At 67.1% G+C, this 22157-nt stretch carries 21 protein-coding genes and 1 pseudogene; 11 read left to right on the forward strand and 11 right to left on the reverse strand.

Going from position 1 to position 22157, the window contains the following annotated elements; all coding sequences use genetic code 11:
• Positions 1–88: 88 nt before the first annotated feature.
• The gene (locus ACNA7R_RS10035) at positions 89–1906 is read right to left on the reverse strand and encodes a phenylalanine--tRNA ligase subunit beta (protein WP_416283428.1); all 1818 of its coding nucleotides are present in this window, start codon (positions 1904–1906) and stop codon (positions 89–91) included.
• A complete protein-coding gene (locus ACNA7R_RS10040; RefSeq protein WP_416283429.1) occupies positions 1906–3414 on the reverse strand; it encodes a phenylalanine--tRNA ligase subunit alpha in 1509 nt (502 codons plus the stop codon). The genes ACNA7R_RS10035 and ACNA7R_RS10040 overlap by 1 nt, the downstream gene beginning before the upstream one ends.
• Positions 3415–4121: 707 nt before the next feature.
• Here ACNA7R_RS10040 and ACNA7R_RS10045 point away from each other — a divergent pair.
• A complete protein-coding gene (locus tag ACNA7R_RS10045; RefSeq protein WP_416283430.1) occupies positions 4122–4547 on the forward strand; it encodes a hypothetical protein in 426 nt (141 codons plus the stop codon).
• A 6-nt stretch (positions 4548–4553) separates the two neighbouring features.
• On the opposite strand, the gene ACNA7R_RS10050 is transcribed toward ACNA7R_RS10045, so the two are convergent.
• The gene (locus ACNA7R_RS10050) at positions 4554–6134 is read right to left on the reverse strand and encodes a tryptophan--tRNA ligase (RefSeq protein WP_416283431.1); all 1581 of its coding nucleotides are present in this window, start codon (positions 6132–6134) and stop codon (positions 4554–4556) included.
• Positions 6135–6253: 119 nt separating this feature from the next.
• Here ACNA7R_RS10050 and ACNA7R_RS10055 point away from each other — a divergent pair, with 119 nt between their 5' ends.
• Both ACNA7R_RS10055 and ACNA7R_RS10060 read left to right on the forward strand, forming a co-directional pair.
• The gene (locus ACNA7R_RS10055) at positions 6254–6655 is read left to right on the forward strand and encodes a methylated-DNA--[protein]-cysteine S-methyltransferase (protein WP_416283432.1); all 402 of its coding nucleotides are present in this window, start codon (positions 6254–6256) and stop codon (positions 6653–6655) included.
• A 102-nt stretch (positions 6656–6757) separates the two neighbouring features.
• Positions 6758–7231 (forward strand): hypothetical protein, encoded by a 474-nt coding sequence (locus tag ACNA7R_RS10060; RefSeq protein ID WP_416283433.1) that lies wholly within the window; start codon positions 6758–6760, stop codon positions 7229–7231.
• 37 nt (positions 7232–7268) lie between these two features.
• On the opposite strand, the gene endA is transcribed toward ACNA7R_RS10060, so the two are convergent.
• Both endA and ACNA7R_RS10070 read right to left on the reverse strand, forming a co-directional pair.
• Entirely contained in the window at positions 7269–8306 is a 1038-nt protein-coding gene (gene endA / locus ACNA7R_RS10065; RefSeq protein WP_416283434.1) for a tRNA-intron lyase, read from the reverse strand.
• Between the two features lie 148 nt (positions 8307–8454).
• A complete protein-coding gene (locus ACNA7R_RS10070) occupies positions 8455–9219 on the reverse strand; it encodes a DUF91 domain-containing protein (RefSeq protein WP_416283435.1) in 765 nt (254 codons plus the stop codon).
• A gap of 401 nt (positions 9220–9620) precedes the next feature.
• Between ACNA7R_RS10070 and ACNA7R_RS10075 the strand changes: the two genes are divergently transcribed.
• Positions 9621–10013 (forward strand): hypothetical protein, encoded by a 393-nt coding sequence (locus ACNA7R_RS10075; RefSeq protein ID WP_416283436.1) that lies wholly within the window; start codon positions 9621–9623, stop codon positions 10011–10013.
• A 23-nt stretch (positions 10014–10036) separates the two neighbouring features.
• Here ACNA7R_RS10075 and phnE read toward each other — a convergent pair whose 3' ends face one another.
• The 3 genes from phnE to ACNA7R_RS10090 are packed head-to-tail and all read right to left on the reverse strand — an operon-like array spanning position 10037 to position 12739.
• Positions 10037–10924 carry a phosphonate ABC transporter, permease protein PhnE gene (gene phnE / locus ACNA7R_RS10080; protein WP_416283437.1) on the reverse strand — a complete coding sequence of 296 codons (888 nt, stop codon included), beginning with the start codon at positions 10922–10924 and terminating at the stop codon, positions 10037–10039.
• The gene (gene phnC / locus ACNA7R_RS10085; protein ID WP_416283438.1) at positions 10921–11688 is read right to left on the reverse strand and encodes a phosphonate ABC transporter ATP-binding protein; all 768 of its coding nucleotides are present in this window, start codon (positions 11686–11688) and stop codon (positions 10921–10923) included. The genes phnE and phnC overlap by 4 nt, the downstream gene beginning before the upstream one ends.
• Positions 11689–11725: 37 nt before the next feature.
• Positions 11726–12739, reverse strand: a complete 1014-nt coding sequence (locus tag ACNA7R_RS10090; protein ID WP_416283439.1) for a PhnD/SsuA/transferrin family substrate-binding protein — start codon at positions 12737–12739, stop codon at positions 11726–11728.
• Between the two features lie 165 nt (positions 12740–12904).
• On the opposite strand from ACNA7R_RS10090, the gene ACNA7R_RS10095 reads away from it, so the two are divergent.
• A complete protein-coding gene (locus tag ACNA7R_RS10095; RefSeq protein ID WP_416283440.1) occupies positions 12905–13423 on the forward strand; it encodes an AAA family ATPase in 519 nt (172 codons plus the stop codon).
• A 69-nt stretch (positions 13424–13492) separates the two neighbouring features.
• A complete protein-coding gene (locus ACNA7R_RS10100; protein ID WP_416283441.1) occupies positions 13493–14668 on the forward strand; it encodes an HD domain-containing protein in 1176 nt (391 codons plus the stop codon).
• Positions 14669–14682: 14 nt separating this feature from the next.
• Here the strand turns inward: ACNA7R_RS10100 and ACNA7R_RS10105 are convergent, their stop codons facing one another.
• Both ACNA7R_RS10105 and ACNA7R_RS10110 read right to left on the reverse strand, forming a co-directional pair.
• Positions 14683–14991, reverse strand: coding sequence for a MazG nucleotide pyrophosphohydrolase domain-containing protein (locus ACNA7R_RS10105; protein ID WP_416283442.1), 309 nt, complete (start codon positions 14989–14991; stop codon positions 14683–14685).
• A gap of 61 nt (positions 14992–15052) precedes the next feature.
• A complete protein-coding gene (locus tag ACNA7R_RS10110; protein WP_416283443.1) occupies positions 15053–16345 on the reverse strand; it encodes a hypothetical protein in 1293 nt (430 codons plus the stop codon).
• Between the two features lie 326 nt (positions 16346–16671).
• Here ACNA7R_RS10110 and ACNA7R_RS10115 point away from each other — a divergent pair, with 326 nt between their 5' ends.
• The 5 genes and pseudogenes from ACNA7R_RS10115 to ACNA7R_RS10135 all read left to right on the forward strand — a co-directional run bounded on the left by ACNA7R_RS10115 (position 16672) and on the right by ACNA7R_RS10135 (position 19720).
• The gene (locus ACNA7R_RS10115; protein WP_416283444.1) at positions 16672–16833 is read left to right on the forward strand and encodes a hypothetical protein; all 162 of its coding nucleotides are present in this window, start codon (positions 16672–16674) and stop codon (positions 16831–16833) included.
• Between the two features lie 228 nt (positions 16834–17061).
• Positions 17062–17502, forward strand: a pseudogene (locus ACNA7R_RS10120) (inositol monophosphatase family protein); the annotation flags it as partial.
• Between the two features lie 190 nt (positions 17503–17692).
• Positions 17693–18289 (forward strand): DJ-1/PfpI family protein, encoded by a 597-nt coding sequence (locus tag ACNA7R_RS10125; protein ID WP_416283445.1) that lies wholly within the window; start codon positions 17693–17695, stop codon positions 18287–18289.
• A gap of 441 nt (positions 18290–18730) precedes the next feature.
• Entirely contained in the window at positions 18731–19387 is a 657-nt protein-coding gene (locus ACNA7R_RS10130) for an HAD family hydrolase (protein WP_416283446.1), read from the forward strand.
• A gap of 99 nt (positions 19388–19486) precedes the next feature.
• Complete coding sequence (locus ACNA7R_RS10135) at positions 19487–19720, forward strand: hypothetical protein (protein ID WP_416283447.1); 234 nt, start codon at positions 19487–19489, stop codon at positions 19718–19720.
• Positions 19721–19725: 5 nt separating this feature from the next.
• Here the strand turns inward: ACNA7R_RS10135 and ACNA7R_RS10140 are convergent, their stop codons facing one another.
• Positions 19726–22086: a DEAD/DEAH box helicase gene (locus ACNA7R_RS10140; protein ID WP_416283448.1), complete on the reverse strand. Its 2361-nt coding sequence runs from the start codon at positions 22084–22086 to the stop codon at positions 19726–19728.
• Positions 22087–22157: the final 71 nt, after the last annotated feature.

The raw sequence follows: 22157 nt of genomic DNA on the forward strand, positions 1-22157 counted from the left end.
AGGGATAGCCTCGAGACGTGTTCTCCCAGCGGGGAAGTCCACGAGACCGTTGACTGGGCCATGACCAGGTGTATAGCGTTTCGAGACGTTACCGCAGCGCCTCGAGGTCGAACTCGAACGCCGCGACGGGAACCTCGAGGTCGTGTTCGACGAGCACCTTCGGGTGGATCTCGCCGACGACGCCGACGGATTCGCCGTCGACGACGACGTTCGCTGCGCGTCCCGGGATGAACGTCGGGTGATCGGTCGCGGGCGTCTCGAGGTCGACGTCGAAGTCACGAGCCAGGGCCTGAAGACGGGCCTTGGCGTCCTCGTAGCCGGCCTCGTGGCTCGCGAGGACGGCTCCGACGTGGCGTCCCTCGGCGACCCCGGTGTTCTCGGTTTCGTCGAGTTCGGCCGCGAAGCCGACCTCCGAGAGGTGCTGTGGATAGGCGCGGTGGGTATTGTTCTCGAGTACCTGGAGCAAGGAGGGCAGCGTCCACGTGCGAAGGATGGTGTAGTCCTCGCTGTAGGGCTCCTTGATCGTCGCCGGCTCACCGGCGCCGTAGGCCCCTTCGCCTGGCGAGACGTCGAGGCGCTCGTAGTTCTGCTCTTCGTTTATCATGTGGAAGTTGAGCAGGTCCTCGAAGCCGAGTCCGACGAGCTGCGTCCGAACGGCGCGCTCGAGCCGGGAACGCTCGTGGCGACCGCCGACGGTGCCGACCTCGGGGTAGCGGGGCTCGAGGTCGTTGAAGCCGTAGGCCCGCCCGAGGTCGTCGATGACGTCCAGCGGGTGGAGCACGTCGACGCGGTAGGGTGGGATTGTCACCTCGTAGACGAGCTCGCCCGTCGACACGTCCTCTGCTTTCGACTCGTTCGAACCCACCGGGCCGTCCCGTTCCTCGAGTCCGTCTCGGTCCTCGAGGGGCGTGATGGTACTCTCGTCGCCCGTCGCCTCGTCCTCGACTCTCGTGGCGTCGAGTCCCGAGCGCTCGGCCAGGTCGATCACTTCGTCGGGGTCGAGGTCGATCCCGAGGATGGTTTCGATACGGTCGTGGGAGACGGTCTTGGTCTTCGTCGAGAGGTCGGGGCGGACGATCTCGTGATCTCGGTATTCGACGGTCACGTCCTCGAGGGTCGCACCCCGCGCCGCGAGCGCGTAGCAGACGATGTTCAGCATCTTGTCGATCGTCCACTGATCGGTGCCGGTCATCTCGACGAACAGATCCCGGGAGTCGGTCGAGACCTCCGTCCGGCGGCCGTTGATCACCGGCGGGAACGAGAACAGCCCGATGTCGTCGTAGATCGCGGGGTAGCGCTCGTACTCGCTCACGAGGTCGGCGTACTCCCGCCCGGTCTGGTGTTCCTCGAGCACCTCCTCGGGCGTCAGCTCGGCGTCGGAATCGAGCGGGACGAACCGGTCCTCGTCGGGTTCGACGCCGACGTACTGGATCGTGGGGTTCCCCTTCGTCGCAGCGCTGCCTTTCAGCATCGTCAGGTCGTGGATCCCGATCGCGCCCTTCGCGCGCTTTCGGCCCATCGTCGCGTGGAGCTTCTCCTGGAGCTGGATGAGCGAGTCAAGACTCTCCTCGTCCAGGTCGACATCGCGGATCACCGCGCCCGTGACGTAGGGTCGCTCGTCGGGGACCGACTCGTCGACCTCGATGGTCCAATCGGCGCTGTTCGTCGAAGGGACGTGCACCCCTCGAGAATCGCCGTACTGGTACCGCATCGAGCGCGCGACCCCCTCGACCGAGAGCCGGTCGAGGCGATCGGGCGCGAACTCGAGTTCGAACTCGTCGTCTTCGGTCCAGCCCTCGAACTCGAGGCCGAGCCCGAACAGGTCGTCCTGCAGTTCCTCGTCGCTCTTCTCCTCACGGCCGGTCAGCTCGCGCAGTTCGTCGGGGTCGATGTCGACGGTTGGCATCAGTAGGTCACCTCCGCGTTCCGCAGGAACTCGAGGTCGGCCAGCGTGCCGTGGAGGTCGCGGATGTCCTCCGCGCCGGTCGTGAGCATGGCGAGGCGCTCTAAGGCGAGCCCCCAGGCCATGACGTCGCACTCTACTCCGAGGGGTTCGAGCATCTCCTCGCGGAAGATCCCGGAGTTGCCGATCTCGATCAGTTCGCCCGTCGTGGGGTGGGTGCCGAACAGCTCGAACGAGGGTTCGGTGTAGGGGTTGTAGTGGGGCTTGAACTGGATGTCCTCGATCCCGAACTGGGCGTAGAACTCCTCGAAGGTTCCCATCAGGTCCCGCACCGAGAGGTCCTCGGCCATCACCCAGCCTTCGATCTGGTAGAACTCGAGCAGGTGGGTCGCGTCCAGCGTGTCGTTGCGGTAGGCCTTCTCAACGCTAAAGTATCGGGCGGGCGGTTCGATCTCGCCGATCTGTTCGCCCGAGAGATACCGCGTCGACAGCGACGTCGTGTGCCCGCGCAGCGCGAGCGCTCGCGCGAAGTTCTCGTCCCAGGGCGAATGGTAGCCCTCGCCGTCCTCGCCGACGCCCTCGCGGTGGGCTCGTTCGACGCGCTCGACGAGATCCTCCGGGAGCTCGTCGATATGGGTCGGCCGCTCTAAGGCGAACCGATCCCAGTGGGTGCGGGCGGGGTGGTCCTGGGGCATGAACAGGCAGTCGTTGATCCAGAAGTCCGCGTCGGCGTGGGGGCCGTCCATCTCCTCGAAGCCCATCCCGACGAGGACGTCCTTGACCCGTTCGGACATCTCTCGGAGGACGTGAACCCGGCCACCTTCGACCGTCTCGGCGTCGGCCTCGACGTTGTACTCGGCGAACTCGACGTCTGCCCACTCGCCGCTCGTTAGCAGCTCCGGCGTGACCTGCCCGACCGTCTCGGCGGTCTCGACGCCGGCCATCAGCTCCGTGACACCCTGCTCCGTGAGGGTGACTTCGCGGCTCGTCGCCTCGGCGACCTCGACGAGACCGCGGCGCTCGAGCTGATCCAGGACGTCGCCCGCCTCGAGGGTTTCCTCGCCCGCGAGCGACTCGAGGGCGTTCGCCTCCGAATCCGCGGCGGGGTCGGCGTCGGGGTCGGCCGTGATCTCGCCGCTGTCGATCGAGCCGTACCCCTTCCGGGCGTAGTTCGAGAGCGCGATGTCGACCGCCGCGCCCTCGAGCCCGGAACTCCCGATAACTCGCCCCATCGAAACGGGGTCTGCGTCGGCGCCGGCCTCGAGGGCGGCCTCGTAGAGGCGAACCTCGGGCAGGCCGTCCTCGACGTATTCGGTTCCCTCGTCGGTGAGCGAGATCGTTTCCTCGACGCGTTCCTCGACGGCGACCAGTCCCTGCTCCTCGAGTTCGAACGCCGCCCCGGTGACGGTTTCGGGCGGCAGGTCGGTCGCCGCGGCGAGGGCGTCGACGGGCGTCGCCTCGTCTGCGCTCGCGGCCTCCAAGACCGCGACCTGTGATTCTGGTAGTTGCATTCGCTTGTCTGAATGGCTGTCGGTCGGTCAGTTAGCGGTTCCGACTCCGCTCGACGTCGTACCTCGATCGGACTGCCCGACTCGGGCACCGCTCGAGTGCGCGACGCTTGCGGACGGTTTCGCCGAGGACGACCGGTGTGATCGCCCTCGAGTCCACCGGCCCGACGTTAGTCGGCGAAAAAGAAGCCGAACCCCGGAGCCGTAGCTGACTGGCGGACGACGCGCCGATCGCGGGGTTCGAATGCCATGTGCGAACGATTGCAATGGGGATGCAAAAACGTTACGCGATCCTCGCTGGTCGTCGTTCGTTCTGCAGATCGTGATGTTTCAGGTGACAGCACTACTCCGAAAGCCCCGACCCCGTTCGAGTCGGGAGGCTCCGTGCGGTCCTCGCCTGACGGCTGCGGTCCTCCGGTCGCCTGCCTTCCTCGAACGGGTTCGCCCCTTTCATACGGATTGCTGTAACGATTTACCGGCGCAACCGCCGTACGGGTCGCGGTTGCGCCGGTAATGACTTACAGAAAACCGTATCAGTCCCACCCGGCGGTGGTCCGGTAGGGGGTGCAGTTGCGGAGCAAAGGACGGATCCTGTGGAGTCGACCAGGCCTTCCGCGGTGACTCGAGTACGCGGCCGCTCGCAGTACTATCGGTCAAAGAGCGATTTCACCTTCGAGAAAACATATGGCGGCGCTGCCGCCAGTTCGCGTATGAACCGACGCGCGCTGTTGGCCGGCGCCGGTCTCGCGCTCGCGACGACCGCCGAGCCCGATTCGATCACCGTCAGTTCCGGTCCCGGGTGGCCTTTCGGCGTACTGGCGCTCGAGCGAGATGCGGGCAGCGAGTTCCCGGAACGGGTCCCGTTCACCTCGGAGCGGTACGACGAGTCAGAATACATTCCGGACGACGCCGAGAACGTCACCATGACCGACGACGTCGCCGTCAGCGAGACGGTCGACGGCGGCGATACCGTCGAGGCGGTCTACGAACTCCACGCCGACGCGAGGAATCTCGAGCCGGCGACGTACGATCTCGAGGTGAGCGCGTCGCTCGAGGACGGTGATCGAACCGATAGTCACGGTCTCGCGGCGACGGTCGAGGTCGCCGACGCGGACTCCGACGCCGACGACGACTGAGCGTACTCAGTGTTTCCGCGGCGACTCGAGTTCGATGTCGGCCGCCTCGAGCAGCTCTTCGACCTCCGCACGTTTCTCCTGGTGTTCCTCGAGGAACTCCCGCATGAGCTGGGCGGCCTGTTCCTTGCAGTCGCCACAGAGCCGTTCGCCGCCGACGCACTCGTCGTACACTCGCTTGGCGAACTCGTCGTCGTCGCCGGCGAGCAGGTAGGCGTACAGCTCGTAGACGGGACACTCGTCGGCCTTCCCGCCCTTCTCGCGCTGTTCCTCGGCCGTCTCGCGGCCCCCGGTCGTCGCCGACTTGACCTTGTCGTAGCCGACCTCGGGATCGTCGAGCAGCGAGATGTGCGAGGCGGGCACCGACGAGGACATCTTCCCGCCGGTCAGTCCGGTCATGAAGCGGTGGTAGATCGACGACGGCGGGCGGAAGCCGTAGCCGCCGTTGTCGACCTCGACCTCGCGGGCGAGTTCTTCGGCCTCGGCGACCTCGAGCTCGAAGGCGTCGATGTGGTTCTCGTAGACGCGCTTCTCGCCCTCGACCGCCTCGATGAGCGCGTCGAAGGCCTCGTCGGTCGCCCGACGATCGAAGAATCGGGTTCGCGGTCGGACGGGCTCCATGCCGGCCTCCTCGAGTTTCGTCAGCACCGAACTCAGGGTGTCGGCGGGGACGTCAAGATCCTCGAGGGGGGTCTCCTCGATCGCCTCGGCGACGTGGACGCAGCGAAGCTGATCGTCGTCGAACTCGGCCGGATCCAGTTTCTCGTGGAAGTCGGCGACGAGGTCCCGTTCCTCGGGATCGAGCTCGAAGCTCGCGTAGGCCTCCGAAACCTTGAAGAATCGGGTTCGCTCGGCGAGATCCCGTGCCAGGCGAACGTGGGGATCCTGGTCGGGTCCGACGGGGATGACGGTCGGTTTGGGCTCCTCGAGCTGGGGGTAGAGGATGTCGGCCATCTGGGTGACGACCGACTGCATGTGCGAGACGTCGGTCTCGCCGTCGAAGCCGTAGATCGCCTGGAACTCCGAGAAGTTGGCGTCGGCGCCGATCTCGAAGGCCAGGTCCTGGACCTCCCGGTTCGTCGACTGGCGGTACAGCGTCCCCTCGTCGGGGTCGAACCCGAGCGCGAGCAGGGAGAGCAGGTAGTCCCGGGCGTGCTCGTCGATCTCGTCCCAGCTCATCCCGCGGGCCGAGTTCGCCTCGAGGTCGGCGATTAGCCCGTAGGCGTCGGCGCCCTGCTGCTGGTGCCAGATGATCTCGTCGAAAACCAGCTTGTGGCCGATGTGGGGGTCGCCCGTGGGCATAAAGCCTGAGAGGACCGCGGCGTCCTCGCCCTCCCGCAGCGCCTCGGCGACGGGTCGGTAGTCCCGGTGGCCGAAGATAACCCCGCGGCGCATCAGGTAGTGGGGGTTGGGTACCTCCTCGAGCACTTCGTCGAACTCCTCGATGCCGAACTCCTCGAACAGTTTGCGGTAGTCGGAGACGGCCGAGGAGCCCCACGGGTCCAGTGCGACGTCATCGGCGCCTGCTGCCCCACCGTCCGCGAGCGGTTCTCCTGACTCGGACTCCTCGACTGGCTCGTCTCCGGTCATTACCACGGTTTTGGCGCGCCAGCGCGCAAAAGGCTTCGGCTTCGACATCGATTTCGCCGCTGTACGCTCGTTCGCGCCACCGGTAGTCTCAAGCGCGCCCGTTCCGAATCTGACGGCGAATGCGGACTCGGATACTCGGCGCCTCCCGCGAACTCGACGCCTCACTGATCGACGCGTCCTCGGAGACGATTCGCGACCAGCTGCGCGAGTACGAGGACGGCAAGCGCGAGGCGTTCGACCTCGAGATAGAGTACCCGGACGACTTCACTGGTGCCGTCATGCGGGCGATGGCGCGAATTCCGTTCGGCGAAATCCGCACCTACGGCGACCTCGCGGCCGGCCTCGAGACCGCACCGATCGCCGTCGGGCAGGCCTGCGGCCGGAACCCGATCCCCGTCGTCGTCCCCTGTCACCGCGTCGTGGGTCACGACTCGCTCGGCGGGTACGGCGGCGGTCTGAAGCTGAAACGGCGCCTGCTCGAGCACGAGGGAATTACGGTTCCGGAAGCCAAACGCCGGTAGCTCGACGCTGAACCCGAACTGGCCCGTCCGGTTGCGAGAAACGCGCGGTGATCACCGCTCCCGCCAAAAGGACCATTAGTGACAACGACAGTTCATATCATGATGAGCTACCGGGACCGCTTCCGTCCACACGTCGTCGGGGACGGACGGAACGGCGGCCTCCTCCTGTTGGCAGTGGGTGCCCTCTCGTTGCTCCTCTCCGGCGGGTTCGTACTCGACGTAGTAGATATCGGCCTTTCTCTTGGCTGGATCGCAGTCGCGTTCGGGATCGCTATCATTGCAGGAGCCGTGCGGGCGGGCCTCGTCCCGACGATCGGTGCGCTGTGGCTTTTCGCTCTCTGGTGGTACGTCTTTCCACCACTGGTGGGCTATCTCACCGGGAACTGGGAGACGGGCTCTCGGTACACGTACCCCCGACTGTTGGACTACGGGTATACCTCGGCATACGACGAATTGATCGGCGGGATCGAAAGCGGCGTTGGGTCCGGTCTCCCGGTCGCGATCTTCGTCGGAACGGCCGGATACGTCGTTGGAACCGCTCTTTCTCGGTATTCGACGCGATCAAAGAGCCACTGATGGCTATCTCGCCGGTACGGACCGGACGTGCGATTCGTCACGGCGTCAGCCGCTCGAGCGACCACCACTCGATGCCGTCCTCGCCGACCAGCGCGAACACCATCGTCTTTCGGACCCCGTGGGCCAGCCGAACGTCGAGGGCGATGTCGCGGGGCTCGAAGACGTGATCGGCGGGGTGGACCCGCACCAGCAGTTCGGAGTGACCCAGGTCGTCGACCGAATCGACGTCGGCGTAGGTCCGGAAGTCCGCGCCGAACTTGTAGCCCGTCTTCGGCACGAGCCCGCGCTCGCGGAGGTCGGCGTAGACCCGCAGTCGGCGGTCGAACCGCTCGCCCTCGACCTCGCGGCCCCGTTCTCGAACGGTCGCGGGATCGAGGTCGAGCGCGCCCCGCTCGGCGAGGTAGGTCGCCTCGAGCAGCGAACACTGCAGCGTCGGCTCGTCGTACTCCCGACCCTCGAGGGGCTGGCCGTAGAACGTCTCCTCGTACAGCTTGAGGGGGGGCTCCCAGACGACGACCCGGTCGGCGAGCAGGTCCGCCTCGCAGTTCTCGGGAAGTCCGGACGCCGAGGATCCCGCGGGATCCCGACGGTTCACCTCGAAGTACGTGATCTCGCTTTCCTCGTCGACGACCGCGAGGACGCCCTCCTCGAGGTCTCGGCCGGCGACGTCGGTCCGCTCGCCCAGTACCCGCAGGGCGTAGGCGATCTCGCCGTCTCCGGGTCCCTTCCCGCGGGGGAAGACGGCGAACTCCGTCTCCGGGGGATCCTCGACCCACGGCTCCGCCGCGGGCGAGAGGTAAAACCCCCGCTCGCGGAGATCGGCGTAGACCAGAAACCGGACGCCGAAGTCGGGGCCGGGCTCGCGGGCCAGCAACGACCGGAAGTCGAGTCGCTCGTCGCCGTCGACGACGGCCGCGAGGTCGCCCCGGTAGAGCAGGTGGGCCGCCTCGACGGGTGCGAGGGCGATCTCGTTGCCCTCGAGCGGGTAGCCGTAGCCCCGCGAGTCGTGATAGCGCTGGCGGGCGTCGCCGCCGACGCGGACGACGCCGTCCTCGAACCGCCCCTCGAGTGACATACCCGGCTCTTTGCCGGGGATCACTAAGTGGCTGTGGATCCCGTCGCGTCCCGTTTCGGCCCGTCTCATACGGATTGCTGTAACGATTTACCGGCGCAACCGCGACCCGTGCGGCGGTTTCGCCGGTAATGGCTTACAGTAAACCGTATCAGTCGTCGACGCCGGCCTCGACCCGGTACTCGCCGACCCGTCCGCAGGTCGCGTCGAGACAGCGCGCGCCGGTGCCGGTCTCGAAGGTCGGTAGTCCGCAGCCGCAGTCGCCGTCGACGATGCCGGCGGGGAGCGCGAAGCCGGTGTCGCAGTCCGGATAGTGCTCGCAGCCGGCGATCAGCCCGCCCCGGCGGAGGATCCGAAGGTCGCCGTCGCAGCCCGGTTCGGGACAGTTCCACTCGCGGTCGAACGCCTCGCGGACGGCCTCGTCCAGCGACTCGCAGCCTCGGTCGAGACAGACGTCGAACGCGAGTCCGCGCTCGACGCGCATTCGTGGGAGGCCACAGTCACATCGTTCCTCGCGGATCGTCGCGTCCGATGGGATCCCGTACCGCTCGCCGCAGTCGACGCAGTGGACTCCTGAGGAGCGAACGAGTGCGCCGTCACAGTTCGGGCAGGTGCCGACCGGTGTGCCGGCCGCCGAGGCCGGGTAGTGAGCGAACCCCTCCTGTTGGTGGGCGGCGATTCGCAGCGTCTGCGTGTCCTTCTTGGCGACGAGCGTGAAGTCGCCCGCCCGGTCGCTCGAGACGCTTTCGGCGCGGGTGAGCCAGGCCACGGGCTGGTAGCCGTCGATATCATGGACAAGCACGGTGTTGTCGGGCTTGACGATCGTCGTCACTCGACCGCGGTACTCCGATCGATCGGTGTCCTCCGCGATGACGGTGCAGTCGCCCGCGAGGACGCGGATGGCGTCGTCGATCATGGGTTCGGTTGGCCGCGTTCCGGTACTTAAACTCGAGGACGGGTCGGCTCCTCGAGCACAACGGTACATCTTTTTTCCCGCTCGCGGATCCACGACGGTATGGCCGATTCGAACGAAGGGGTCGCCGGGTCGAGGGATCCGTCCCGGCTCGAGGACGAGGTCGCGACCCTGGCGGGAGCGCTGCGGGCTGGCGAGGAGCCGGACGACGAGCTCCGACGGCGAGCGGAGTCGGTCGTCGGAGCGTTACAGGAACTCCTGGCCGAAGCCAACGGCGGCCACGCGACGATCGACACGCGGACCGGCGGGACGATCACACCGCTGGCTCCGGAACCCGACCGGATCGAGCTGGCAGACGTCGCCCACGCGCTCTCGAACCTCAGCCGGTTCGCGGGGCAGGGGAAGTGCTTCTACAGGCGGAGCAGGCCGAGTGCCTCGAGGTCGAAACGCGGGGCGGAACACTTTCCGCACAGCGATGGGGACTGCTCCACGACGCCAGCGAGGCCTACCTCTCGGACGTCCCCGCACCGGTCAAGCGAAGCCTTCCGGGGTACACGGTCGCCGAACGTCGGCTCCAGGGGGCCGTCCGGGAGGCGACGGGACTCGAGCCGACGGCCGAGGACGAGCGACTGGTCGACACCGCGGACGGTGCGATCGGACGCTACGAGCTCGCGGTTCACTTCCCGAGCGAGCGGCGAGAGAAACCCCAGCTCGAGGTCGCTCCCTCGGATATCGATCCCGATACGGACGCGAAGGCGCTGTTTCTCGAGCGGGCGCACGAACTGGATCTCGAGTGAGATAGAAGGGGGGAGTCGGCAGGTTACTTGACCGCCGATTCGGCCATCCGCTGGGGGAAGCCGACGATGAGCGCGATCAGCCCGTCGGCCTCCTCGTCGTCGCGGAGGTAGGACCGAATGCGCTGGCTGATCATCTCGACGACGACGATCAGCACGAACACGACCAGGATCCCGGCCATCATGTTGTCGTAGGCGCGCATCCCCTGCTGGACCTCGATGACGACGCCGATGCCGCCGCCCCCGAGCAGTCCGAGCGTGACGGCCTGTCGGACGTTGACCTCGAAGATGTACAGCGTCCAGGCGATAAAGGAGGTCTTGACCTGGCTCAACATCCCGAAGGTGACCGTCTGGGATTTCGACGCGCCGGTGGTCTCCATCGCCTCGATCGGTCCCTCCTTGACCTCCTCGAGTTCGTCGGTAAAGAGGCGACCGAGGTTACCGATCGTGCTGACGAAGATCGCGATCGTCGAGGTGATCGCCCCGAGTCCGCTCAGCGGGATGAAGATGAAGAACCACACCAGCGCGGGGATCGCGCGGGAGACGGCCATGATCGACCGGAAGATGAAGTTAAACGGGAACGGCGTTACCCGACCGCTGCCCAGGACGCCGAGCGCGAGCGCGAACGGGATGCCGAAGACGGTTCCCGCAAAGCCCATCGCGAGCGTGATCCCGGCCTCGAGGGGCAGGTTCTCCTCGATGAGGAACTCGATGTCGGGGACGTAGTTGACGACCTGATCGGTGAAGTACGGCCACTGCTGGTAGAGGTAGCCGAAGGAGAAGTCCATCAGCCGTATCGACCCGTACAGCGCGGCGACGAAGAGCACGGAGAAGAGGCCGTACATGATCCACCGGACCCGGCGGGTGAGCCGGATCTCCTCTAACCGTTGCTCGATGGCGCTGTCGGTGCTCATTGGGTCGCCTCGCTTTTGTTATCGCCGGCGGACAGGAACTCCTCCATGTCGATGCCGCCGTACAGCTCGTCGATGACGTCGAGGGTCAGTTCGTCGCCGTAGCCGTCGAAGACCAGCTCCCCGTCGGCGAGCCCGATGAACCGCTGTCCGAACTGTCGGGCGAGGTTGACCTGGTGGAGGCTGATCATCGCGGTCAGGCCGCGCTGTTCGGCTGCGGTCCGGAGATAGCCCATGACGGTCTGTGCGCTGCCGGGGTCGAGACTCGCGACCGGTTCGTCGGCGAGCAGGATATCCGAGTCCTGCACGAGCGCCCTCGCGATGCCGACCCGCTGCTGTTGCCCGCCGCTCATCCGACCGGCTCGCTGTTCGGCCTCGTCCAGCAGTCCGACCGTCTCGAGCGCCTCGAGCGCTTTCACCTTGTCTTCGCGGTCGTTAAACCGGAGCACGCTCTCCATGTAGTCGGCCCGGCTCAGCGCGCCGGTGAGCGCGTTCGAGTACGCGCTCATCCCCTCGATGACGTTGTGCTGCTGGAAGACCATCGAGACGTCGTTTCTGTGGGACGTAACGGGTTCGTCCTGGACGTACACCGCACCCTCGGTCGGGGCGGTGAGTCCGTTGATACACCTGAGAAGCGTCGACTTACCCGACCCCGAGATGCCGAGCACGACGACGAACTCCCCCTCCTCGATCTCGAAGGAGACGTCGTCGAGGGCGACCGTCTCCCCGTACCGTTTTGTGAGGTTTTCTACTCGAATAGCGGACATAGTTAAATTTGGATACGCTCCCTACGGTGTCTGCCCGCTACTCGTCCTCAAAGTCTTCGAATTCGAGTCCGAGTTCGTCGAGGACCTCGTTGACCGGCTCGTAGTCGTCCCTGTCGGCTTCCTCGATGCCCGTAAACCAGAGTTCGTAGTCCTCGTCGACGTCCTCGGGGACGAGGTCCTCCTCCTCGGCCGCGAGCAGCGCCTCTTCGATGTCCTCGCGCACGGGATCGTCCCACTCGCTGCGGGCCATGATCGGCGCTCGAGGCAGCGGGTCCGAGACCGCGAGCAACTGTAGCTCGTCCTCGCCGTCCTCGAGGGCCGAACCGGCGCCCTCGTACTCCGCGGAGTGTTCGACGAACTCCTCGTACTCGTCGAACTGCTCCTGGGGGATTTGCGGTGCGGACGCGAACGCGCCCGTCGTGGCGGCCGCGACCGTGTCGTCGTTGACCATCTGCTCGCGGGCCGTGTCGTGGTCACCTGCGGTCTGAATCTCCAGATCCTCCGCGTCTCCCTGCGGGAACGTGCCGATGTCCAGTCCCGCGTCGCTCAACATTACTGCCGGTGCCAGCGTCCCGCTGAACGACATCAGCGCGCCGGCGGCCACCGACTCGCCCTCGAGGTCCTCGACGCTCTCGATGTCGCTGTCGGGCGTGGTGATGATCGTCGAGAAGTACAGCGGGCCGCCGAAGGCCGTTCGCATCCCGAGGACGTCGGCGAACCCCTCGCCGCCCGGAACCGCCGTCGGCGACGTGTCCGCCATCTCCGCCTGGTTGGCGTCGAGCGCCTCGAGGGTCTCGACGTAGCTGCCGGCGCGGATGAGCTCGATGTCGGCGCCGGTCTCGTCCTCGAGGTACTCCTTCATGGGGGTGTACTCCTCGATGATGTCGGTCTGCTCTTCTGCCGGGTTGAGGATGAAGCGAACGGCGTCGTCGCCGTCGTCCCCGTCGCCGTTCCCGCCGAGACAACCGGCCAGCCCTGCGAGTGCGGTCCCTCCCGAAGCCGCCAGAAACGTTCGTCGCGTGCTATCGCCACAGCGTGGTGTCCGGGCCATACCTAGTACGAAAAGCGAACCGGGATAAAATCAATGATAGTTTCCCGATAGAGGCGGTCTATTTTCATATTTATCGTTGTGAGCTGGATAAAATATGACGGGCGAGTATCGGGTACCCGACCGGATTTCGGTCGGATTTAATACCCGTACGGACGATCACCAGCCGTGGCCCGTCCAACCCTGATCGTCTACTGTGGCTTGCCGGGCGTTGGCAAATCCGTCGCCTCGGCGTACACGGCCGACCGACTCGAGGCCGAGCGCTACCGAAGCGACCGGGTTCGAAAGCGACTCTTCCCCGATCCCGACTACACCTCGGCCGAAACCGACGCGACCTACGCCGAGTTGCTCTCGCTCGCGCGGTCGGCCCTCGAGTCCGACACGGACGTCGTTCTGGACGCGACCTTTCAGTCGAAGCCGTACCGCGACCGGGCCGCCGAGATCGCCGGCGCGGTCGGCGCCGACTGCACGTTCGTCTACGTCGACTGCGACGTCGACGTCGTCGAGGAGCGCATCGAGAGCCGAACCGACTGCGTCAGCGACGCCCGGTTCGAACAGCACCTGCAGCTTCGCGAGACGTTCGATCCCCTCGACTGTGAGCACGTGACGATCGACAACTCCGGCTCGCTCGAGGAGACCCGCGAGCAGATCGACCGCGCGCTGCTCGCGCCGGTCGCCACCCGATAACTCTGGGACCGGTTCGCAGCCGGCGGCGAGACCACCGCGGCTAAGAGTCCGGTCCGCCGAGTGTCGGCCATGACGACGATCAAGGACAGCGTCCACGACTACATCGAACTCCGCCCGGTAGCGGAGGCGCTGCTCGACACCGAGCCGATGCAGCGGCTCCGGTACGTCCGGCAGCTGAGCACCGTCCAGCTCGTCTACCCGGCCGCCAACCACACCCGCTTCGAGCACAGCCTCGGCGTCTACCACCTCGCCTCGCGGGCCGTCGATCAGCTCGAACTCGAGGACGATCTCGCCGATCGCCTCCGGGCCGCGGCGCTGGTCCACGACGTCGGCCACGGCCCGTTCGGCCACCAGACCGAGGCCGCCATCGAACGCCACCTCGGGCGCCACCACGACGAGATCGGGTGGCTGCTCGCCGAGACCGAACTCGGAACGGTCCTCGAGGAGCGGGGGATCGACCCCGACGCCGTCGCGGCGACCGTCGACGGGCGCGGCCCGCTGGGCGAACTCGTCTCCGGCTCGCTCGACGTCGACCGGATGGACTATCTCGTGCGGGACGCCCACCATACGGGCGTCCCCTACGGGACGATCGACCACGCGCGGCTAATCCGGGCCTTTCGGCTCGTCGACGACGAGCTGGTGATCGCCGACGGCAACGTCGCGAGCGCCGAGAGCGCGCTGATCGCCCGGACGCTGATGAACGCGACCGTCTACCGCCACCACGTCTCCCGGATCGCCGGCGCGATGCTCGACCGGGCCAGCGAGCGCGTCCTCGCCGACGGCGTCCTCGAGCCCGAACGGTTCGCGCGACTGACCGACGAGGAGCTGCTGGCGAGACTCGCCAACCACGAGCCGACGGCCGACGCCGCGAGCCGCCTGCGCAATCGCCGGCTCTACAAGCGCGCAGCCTGGGCTCGACGAGATGCTGTTCCCGAGCGCTTCGTCGGTCTCGAGTACGACCGTACCCGAGAACTCGAGCGCGAGATCGCGAGCGTCGCCGACGTCGCCCCGTCGGCCGTGATCCTCGACAGCCCCGGGATGCCCTCGTCGCCGGAATCCCGGGCGCGAGTGCTCGTCGACGGCGAACCCCGAAGCCTCGGCGATCGGTCGCCGCTGGTCGCCGGTCTGGACGCCTGCGCGCGCGAGATCTGGCGTCTCGGCGTCTACGCCCCGCCGGACCGCCTCGAGACGGTTCGCGAGGCGGCCGCCGACGTCCTCGACCTCGAGGGTGACCCCGCGCCGTAGCTATTTCCCTCCTTTCAGTGGCCCGAACCCGCGGATCCGCTCCCCTCGAGCCGCCGTTCGTACTTCTCGAGCGCCTCCTCGAGCGCCTGGTCGGCATCGATCTCGAGGGTATCGGCGACGGCGAGCAGCGCGAACAGCGCGTCTCCGAGCTCGTCGGAGCTGATCTCGAGGTCGTCCGGCTCGGCGCCGTAAGTGGTCGACTCGTTGGCGTCCTTCGCGAGTTCGCCGACCTCCGAGACGAGGTCGAGCAGTCTAAACTCGGGCGGAGTCTCGAGGTCGTGGTCGTCGACGAACGCCGCGACTCGCTGCTGTTGGTCCTCCATGGAGCCGGAGACGGGAGCTGGCGCAAAAACGTACGGCGTTTCGAAACGACGGCGACCGTCGCTACAGGTAGCCCAGAAGCGGCATCGCGAGCCCGACCATCCATCCCAGCAGGCCGATGCCGAAGAGCACGACGCCCTCGGTGTCGTTGCGGGCGGTTCCTGCGGCGAGCAGCCCAAGGGTGACGATCAGCCCGATCCGATGGAGCAACAACTCGAGCGGCAGGGTCGTCACCCCGACCGCGGCGAAATCCAGCAGGAACCCCAGTCCGAGCCCGACGGCGGTAAACGCAAACGCCGACTGGGGCGCCAGCGGCCGCCCGAGCCAGTTCACGACGCGTTGCAGCCGCAGCAGCCGGCCCGCCCGCTCGAGCGACTGCGTGAGCACGATCGCTGTCACCGGCAACCCGACCGCCAGGATCGGGTAGAGCACGACGACGAACGCCTGCGGCGTGATCCACGGCACCGCCGCTTCGACGGCGAGCCCGGCGCTTCGAACGCCGACGACCAGTCCTGCCAGCGCCCCGACGAGGACGAACCCGCGGACGTTCAGGTACGCCCACTCGAGCAGCCGGCGGGCGCCCCGAAGGGCCCCTTTGGTCTTCCCGCCGGCGGCCAGCCCGAGAATGCCGAGCACGCTCCCGATGGCGACGGGGCCGACGGCCGCCAGCTCGATGACCGAGAGCCAGCCGTCGTTCCACCCGCCGTGCGTGCCGTGGTACTCCCGTCGCACCTCCTCGACGAACGGTTCGTCGAGGAACTCCCCCTCGAGCGCGTTCTGGGACTGCTGGATGTCGGTCACCGTGTGTCGCAGCCGGAAGAAGTCGAAGTGCTCCTGGTGGACCTGGATGGCCGTCCAGTCGTCGTGTTCGGTCGTGTACGCCCGGATGTGGTGTCGACTGCCGAGATAGGTTCCCGAGTGGAGCTGGTAGCTCTCGTCAATCCAGACGCCCTCCCCGCCGTGGGGTTCGGTGTCGACGTAGGTGTACCGCGTCGAGCCGTGGGCGTCGTCCCACTGAATCGAGTCCTCGCCGTCGTCGTAGGCTTCGGCTTCGCCCTCCTCGTCAGGATCGAGCTCCTCCCACTCGAGTTCGTCCTGGGCGACCAGCGCCCGCTGGACGCGCTCGTCGTCGCCGTGGACGATCAGGTTGAGCGCGAGGGTCCGTTCGTCGGTCGACCGATCCCGGCTCGTGTAGGGCCAGACGTGGCTGCCGTTCTCGTCGGGCTGGATCAGCCGGTCCTGCTCGAGCGTTTCGGGTTCTCCCGGCTCCGTCGTCGGATCGACCGCGCCGCCGGCGACCAGGTAGCTGCCGACGAGGACGAACAGGCCGATCAGCAGGAGATAGCGTCGGTTCATCGACCCCTCGACGCGGTCTCCGTCGGTCGCCCGTCGCGCCGCGAACGGCGCCGTCCTCGGTGGTTCTCTCGCCCGTTCGATTCGGCGAGCGTTCGTCCGTCCGGTCCACACTGCATCCGTCGTCTCCCCCGTCGTCGCATCTGCCCTGTGTCTCGAGTCGGGAATTTAAATAAGTGCTGCAGGCTCGAGAGCGGGGCCGGAACTGAGAGTCGCGTGCAACACCGGCCCACTCGACGAGATACCGAGGTCGACGTAGCGCTCCGGAGACGGATTGTGGGATCCTAGCAGCGTTCATGGCGCTTCCCGCGGTACGCTCGAGTAGGACGATGGCTTCGCTACACGAGCGTCCGAAGACGGTCGCGATCTGCGAGAACTGCAACCGACCCGTCGCCGCCCGACTGCTCGACGACGGAACGCTCCTCCCGATCGGCGGGAAGCGGTGTGCGTGCGGGAGCTCCAGCTACAGCGGTCGAGCGAGGAATCGATGACCGGTCCCCTCTCGCTGCTCGTCGCCGCCTTCTGGATGGTCGTCCTGGCTCTCTACCTCGGTTTCTTTTTCGGAATCGCCAGCACTCGACCGCAGGCGCCGGAGACGACCCGGTAACTCCGGCTCGGACGGCCTCACGGACGCCTCCAGCGTCTCGGGCCCCACAAGAGGTCTCCCGGGCGAAGCGAACCCGAACGTTCAACAGTCAGCCGATCGACTCGTTCGATCCATGGAGCCGTCCCTCTCGGAACTCGAGGCGACCGCGATCGAGGCCTGTACCGTCGGTGGACGATACCTCCGCGAGGCGTACCGCGCCGGCGACACGGACGTCGACCGTCTCGCCCACGACGTGAAATCCAGCGCCGACACCGGCTCGGAAGAGCGGATGCTCGAGGCGATCCGCTCGCGGTTTCCGGACCACCCGATCCGCGCCGAGGAGTCGGGCTACCACGAGGGCGACGGCGCCTGCGAGTGGCTCGTCGACCCCCTGGACGGGACAAACAACTTCGAGTCTGGACTCCCCTCGTTCGCGACGGCAGTGACGGTGCTCGAGAGCGGCGAGCCCGTTCTCGGCGTCGTCCACGTCCCGCTGCTCGAGGACCTCTACGTCGGGAAACGCGGTGCGGGCGTCAGACACGACGGTCGTCCAGTCTCGGCCGGCAGCGACGCCGCGCCCTCGCGGGCGACCGTCGCCTCCGTTATCGGCCACGACGTCAAACTCGAGCCCGACTGCTCGCGGTCCGCCCCGGATCGTCGCTCAGAGCGAGAACTATCGTGCTCGTTTCGCGGCGATCGCGTCGCCGCGGTAGCGGACGGCCGTCGCCGAAATACGTTTCCCCGACGGCACGAACCTCTCACACATGGTCGACGTTACCGCGGAGATCCTGCTGTTCGACGGGTTCGACGAACTCGACGCCATCGGCCCCTACGAGGTCCTCGCAAACGGCGCGGCGGCCGGCGCCTCGCTCGAGGTTCGGCTCGTGACGCTCGAGGAGACCGACCTCGTCACCGCGAGCCACGACCTCCGGGTCGAACCGCAGGGGAGGCTCGGGGAGCCGGACCTGCTGGTCGTTCCCGGCGGCGGCTGGACGACCCCCAACGAGGGCGTTCGCGCCGCCGTCGACGAGGGAGCCGTACCGGACGCCGTCGACGGACGCTTCGCCGACGGGGCGACCGTCGCCTCGGTCTGTACCGGCGCGATGATCCTCGCCGAGGCGGGGCTGCTCGAGGGCCGTCCCGCGACGACCCACCAGGTTGCGATCGACGACCTCGAGGAGTCGGCCGCGAACGTGGTCGAGGAACGGGTCGTCGACGACGGCGACGTGCTTACGGCCGGCGGCGTCACGGCCGGGATCGACCTGGCGCTGTGGCTGCTCGAGCGCGAGTTCGGCGCCGATATCGCCGAGGCGGTCGAGGCGGAGATGGAACACGAGCGCCGCGGCGAGGTCTTCGGCTAGCCGTGGTCGGTAGTACGATTTCCATCAGTCTCGAGAATCGATCGAGTGGACCGATTCGTTACGTAGCGAGTACGAATGGACCAACTAGCTTCGAGTCTGCAGTCTCGGCCAACCCTCGCCGGGAGGGACTTTCGCGGTACTCACTCCGAGAGCAAGCTCTGCTCGCACGAACACACGGGATCGCCACGCCCTCCCCAGCCGACTCTCTCACTCGTTTCACTCGTTCGCTCATCCCTCGCGCGGCATCGTCGACCGCCCTCACTGGCGTTCGGTCGGCCGACAGCGCGCGCCACCACAGCGAAGGGTGGGCAGTCCGCGGTGGTACATCGACCGCCTACATGTATCGCATTCGTCTTCTGGATGACTTGCCGACGGAACCGCCCGGCGGTGGACGCACGACGGCCGAACGGCTATACGTCCGTCCCCGGTAGTCCGACGTACATGACTGCAGTCTTGTTCGACATGGACGGCGTGCTCGTCGATTCGGAGGACTACTGGGTCGAGTTCCAGCGCGAGGAGATCCTTCCTGCGGCCGTCCCCGACGAGGACGTCGACGTCGCCGAGGTCAGCGGGATGAACTACGAGGAGATCTACGACTACCTCGAGGCCGAGTACGGCACCTCGATCTCTCGCGGGGAGTACCTCCAGCAGTTCAGGGAGGCGGCCGAGGAGCTGTACACCGAGCGCGTCGACCTGCTCGAGGGGACCCACGACCTGCTCGCCGAACTCGAGGAGCGGGGCGTACCGACGGCCGTCGTCTCCTCCTCGCCCCACGACTGGATCGGGATGGTTCTCGAACGGTTCGACCTCGAGGGGGAGTTCGACGAGGTAATCAGCGCCGAGGAGATCGACGGCGACAGCAAGCCCGAACCGGACGTCTTCGAGTACGCGGCCGACGAGGTCGGCGTTCCGGCTGAGGATTGCGTCGTCGTCGAGGACTCCGAGAACGGCATCGAGGCGGCCGACCGCGCGGGTACGATCGTCGTCGCCTACCGGATCGACGCCCACGGCGACATCGACTACTCGCCGGCCGACCGGACCGCCGACACGCCGGCTGAGGTTCGGGAGGCGGTGCTCGAGTTCGTCGAGGAGGCGTAGCCGTCGTCGCCCCGGCTGGGTGCCGACCGTGCCGGCAGGAACCGGATGATCGATGATTATCCTCCCTGATTTTATAGGTGCCCGCTCGAAAGTGGAGATATGGACGAGATCGACCTCGACGAACTCGCCGCGTCGTTGACCCTTCGCGAGGAGAACCAGGCGATCAAGAGCTACCAGAACACGGTCGCGGTTTCCTGTCCGGCCTGTGACGTCCAGTTCGACGACCTCGTCGTCTGCAAGGAGAACCCGACCAGTCTCAACCTCTCGCAGCAACTCGACCTCTGTATCGGCTCCGCCGACGGCAAGGCCGTCATCTTCACCCACAAGAAGTAGTCGGCTCAGACGACGTCGACGGTTCGGCGCTCCTCGAGTGGGATCAGTGGCTTCTCGGGGAAGGCGACGGTGACGCTGAACTCGAGCGTGTCGGCGTCGGCGCCGAAGACGCCGACAGGAACCGTCTCCGTATCGCGCAGGTAGGTGCTCGTGCTCGTCATCTCGACTCCGTTGACGGTGACCCGAATCCCCGCCCGCGCGGGCTCGCCGACGTTCCGGACGGTGACCTCGCAGACGTCGTTCTCGCCGACGCCGATCGTCTCGGGGAACGGGCCCCACTCGAGTTCGGCCGCGGGCAGCGACTGGGCACCCTCGTAGACGCTCTCGGCGACGCCCTCCGAGAGCCCGCCCTCGACGAGTCCGGCGACCCTGGCGTCGACGACGTCGCCCGGCGTCGACAGTCCCTCCTTCGAGAGCTTGCTCGCTCGTCCGGGGCCGACGCCGTCGATCGCGGTGAGCCCGACCGCGTCCTCGGCGACGCCGTTCTCGATCCGGGCCTCGACCCGGTGCGCGAGGTTCGCGGCGTGTGGATCCGCCAGCCGGTCGAGGAAGGCGCCCAGCGCCGAGAGCAGGCGGGTCGCGTTCTGCCGGATCACCCAGGCGTCGCTCCTGAGTTCCGGCGGAACCGAGCCGCTGGCGGCGCCGCGCAGGATTGCGAGCACCTTTCGCTGGCCCGCCTCGAGGTCGCCCGTCTTCTGGCCGACGAGCACGGCGCTGATCGCGTCGCGCTCGGCCTGGCGGGCCGACACCGAGTCGAACTCCGCCGCGCTCGCCACGACCTCGAGCAGGTCGTCGGGCTCGAGGTCGTCGCCCCCGCTCGCCCGGTCACAGAGCGCGGCGAAGGCGGCCGCGGTCTCGAGCCGGAGGTAGTACTTCGAGGCGAGCACCCCTCGGGGGGTCGCCTCGATCGAGAGGTCGCCCGACTCGCCCATCGCGACGAACCCCCGATCGACGAGTCCCTCGAGACAGTCCCGAACGCGCTGGCGGAGGTTCGGGAAGTCGTACGCCTCGGGTTTGGACTGCCCGCGAACGTAGTAAAAGGTCGTCTCGAGCCAGTCCATCACGTCCTCCAGATCGGTGATGGTGCCCATCGCGATCTCGGCGTTGAGGTGAGTCTCGAGGGTCTCGGCGAGGCGCGACTCGATCTCCTTCCCGTCCCGGAGCAGTCGGCGGTACTTGTCGGCCTCCGCCGTATCGCAGACGACCCAGCCGTAGCCGACGTCGTCGTACCCCGGGCGACCCGCGCGCCCGAGCATCTGGAGGACGTCTAGCGGGCTCATGTCGACCTCGCCCTCGAGGGGATCGTGGAGTTTTGTGTCCCTGATCACGACACAGCGGGCGGGCAGGTTGACGCCCCAGGCGAGCGTCGAGGTCGAGAACAGCAGTTCGACGTGGCCCGCTTTGAACCACTCCTCGACGAGGTCGCGGTCGTTCTTCGAGAGCCCGGCGTGGTGGAAGGCGACCCCGTCGAGCACGGAGTTGCGGAGGGTGTCGTTCTCGAGTTCCTGGGCCTCGGTGTGGAAGTCGTAATCTCCCCGAACTCCCATCGGAATATCCCGTTCGGCGATCTCGTCTCTGGCCTTCTCGGCCGCCCGAACGGTGTCCTGCCGGGAGGAGACGAACACGAGCGACTGGCCGTCCTCGCGGAGGTGGGGCTCGGCGAGATCCAGCGCCCGGTAGAGCCGGCGGTACTTGTCGGCGAAGGCGTTGTCGCCGTGGGTGTAGGTCCTGACGCCGGCGTTGAGTTCGACGGGGCGGTACTCCGCGCCGAACTCGAAGGTCGCCTCCTCGGGCGCGTCGAGCCAGGCTGCGACGTCGTCGACGTTGGGCATCGTCGCCGAGAGCGCGACAATTCGGGGGTCACAGAGCCGTCGAAGCCGGGAGATCGTCACCTCGAGTACCGACCCCCGGCGGTCGGCGTCGAGCAGGTGCACCTCGTCGATGACACAGACGTCGATGTCGGTGACGAAGTCGTAGCGCCGGGAGTCGTGTTTCCGGGTCGCCGAGTCGAGCTTCTCGGGAGTCATCACGAGGATGTCCGCGTGGCGCGCCCGTCGCGGGTTCAGATCGCGCTCGCCGGTGACGACGTACACCGAGTAGTCGAGGGCCTCGAAGCGGTCCCAGTCGTCCTCCTTCTCGTTGGTCAGGGCCCGCATCGGCGCGATAAACAGCGCGGTGCCACCCTCGGCCAGCGTCTTGCAGATCGCCAGTTCGGCCAGCGCGGTCTTGCCGGAGGCCGTCGGCGCGCTCGCGACCACGTTTGCCGCTGACTCGAGCAGCGCGGGCAGGGCCTCGCGTTGCATCCGGTTGAACTCCTCGAAGGCGAAGGCGTCGGCGAACTCGGGTAGAACCTCGGCGACCTCCATCGGATGGAGACGGGAAGCGACGGGCAAAAGGCGTTTCCTTCGCCGGCTCCCGGGACCGCGTCGGCGATCTG

This window comes from Natronococcus sp. (assembly GCF_047921035.1).
GTDB lineage: Archaea > Halobacteriota > Halobacteria > Halobacteriales > Natrialbaceae > Natronococcus.

Bases quoted from the DNA above. Each gene is read 5' to 3' on its own strand.
- ACNA7R_RS10035 (WP_416283428.1), bottom strand. From the start codon at position 1,906: ATGCCAACCGTCGACATCGACCCCGACGAACTGCGCGAGCTGACCGGC.
- ACNA7R_RS10040 (WP_416283429.1), bottom strand. From the start codon at position 3,414: ATGCAACTACCAGAATCACAGGTCGCGGTCTTGGAGGCCGCGAGCGCA.
- ACNA7R_RS10045 (WP_416283430.1), top strand. From the start codon at position 4,122: ATGAACCGACGCGCGCTGTTGGCCGGCGCCGGTCTCGCGCTCGCGACG.
- ACNA7R_RS10050 (WP_416283431.1), bottom strand. From the start codon at position 6,134: ATGACCGGAGACGAGCCAGTCGAGGAGTCCGAGTCAGGAGAACCGCTC.
- ACNA7R_RS10055 (WP_416283432.1), top strand. From the start codon at position 6,254: ATGCGGACTCGGATACTCGGCGCCTCCCGCGAACTCGACGCCTCACTG.
- ACNA7R_RS10060 (WP_416283433.1), top strand. From the start codon at position 6,758: ATGAGCTACCGGGACCGCTTCCGTCCACACGTCGTCGGGGACGGACGG.
- endA (WP_416283434.1), bottom strand. From the start codon at position 8,306: ATGTCACTCGAGGGGCGGTTCGAGGACGGCGTCGTCCGCGTCGGCGGC.
- ACNA7R_RS10070 (WP_416283435.1), bottom strand. From the start codon at position 9,219: ATGATCGACGACGCCATCCGCGTCCTCGCGGGCGACTGCACCGTCATC.
- phnE (WP_416283437.1), bottom strand. From the start codon at position 10,924: ATGAGCACCGACAGCGCCATCGAGCAACGGTTAGAGGAGATCCGGCTC.
- phnC (WP_416283438.1), bottom strand. From the start codon at position 11,688: ATGTCCGCTATTCGAGTAGAAAACCTCACAAAACGGTACGGGGAGACG.
- ACNA7R_RS10090 (WP_416283439.1), bottom strand. From the start codon at position 12,739: ATGGCCCGGACACCACGCTGTGGCGATAGCACGCGACGAACGTTTCTG.
- ACNA7R_RS10100 (WP_416283441.1), top strand. From the start codon at position 13,493: ATGACGACGATCAAGGACAGCGTCCACGACTACATCGAACTCCGCCCG.
- ACNA7R_RS10105 (WP_416283442.1), bottom strand. From the start codon at position 14,991: ATGGAGGACCAACAGCAGCGAGTCGCGGCGTTCGTCGACGACCACGAC.
- ACNA7R_RS10110 (WP_416283443.1), bottom strand. From the start codon at position 16,345: ATGAACCGACGCTATCTCCTGCTGATCGGCCTGTTCGTCCTCGTCGGC.
- ACNA7R_RS10115 (WP_416283444.1), top strand. From the start codon at position 16,672: ATGGCTTCGCTACACGAGCGTCCGAAGACGGTCGCGATCTGCGAGAAC.
- ACNA7R_RS10125 (WP_416283445.1), top strand. From the start codon at position 17,693: ATGGTCGACGTTACCGCGGAGATCCTGCTGTTCGACGGGTTCGACGAA.
- ACNA7R_RS10130 (WP_416283446.1), top strand. From the start codon at position 18,731: ATGACTGCAGTCTTGTTCGACATGGACGGCGTGCTCGTCGATTCGGAG.
- ACNA7R_RS10135 (WP_416283447.1), top strand. From the start codon at position 19,487: ATGGACGAGATCGACCTCGACGAACTCGCCGCGTCGTTGACCCTTCGC.
- ACNA7R_RS10140 (WP_416283448.1), bottom strand. From the start codon at position 22,086: ATGGAGGTCGCCGAGGTTCTACCCGAGTTCGCCGACGCCTTCGCCTTC.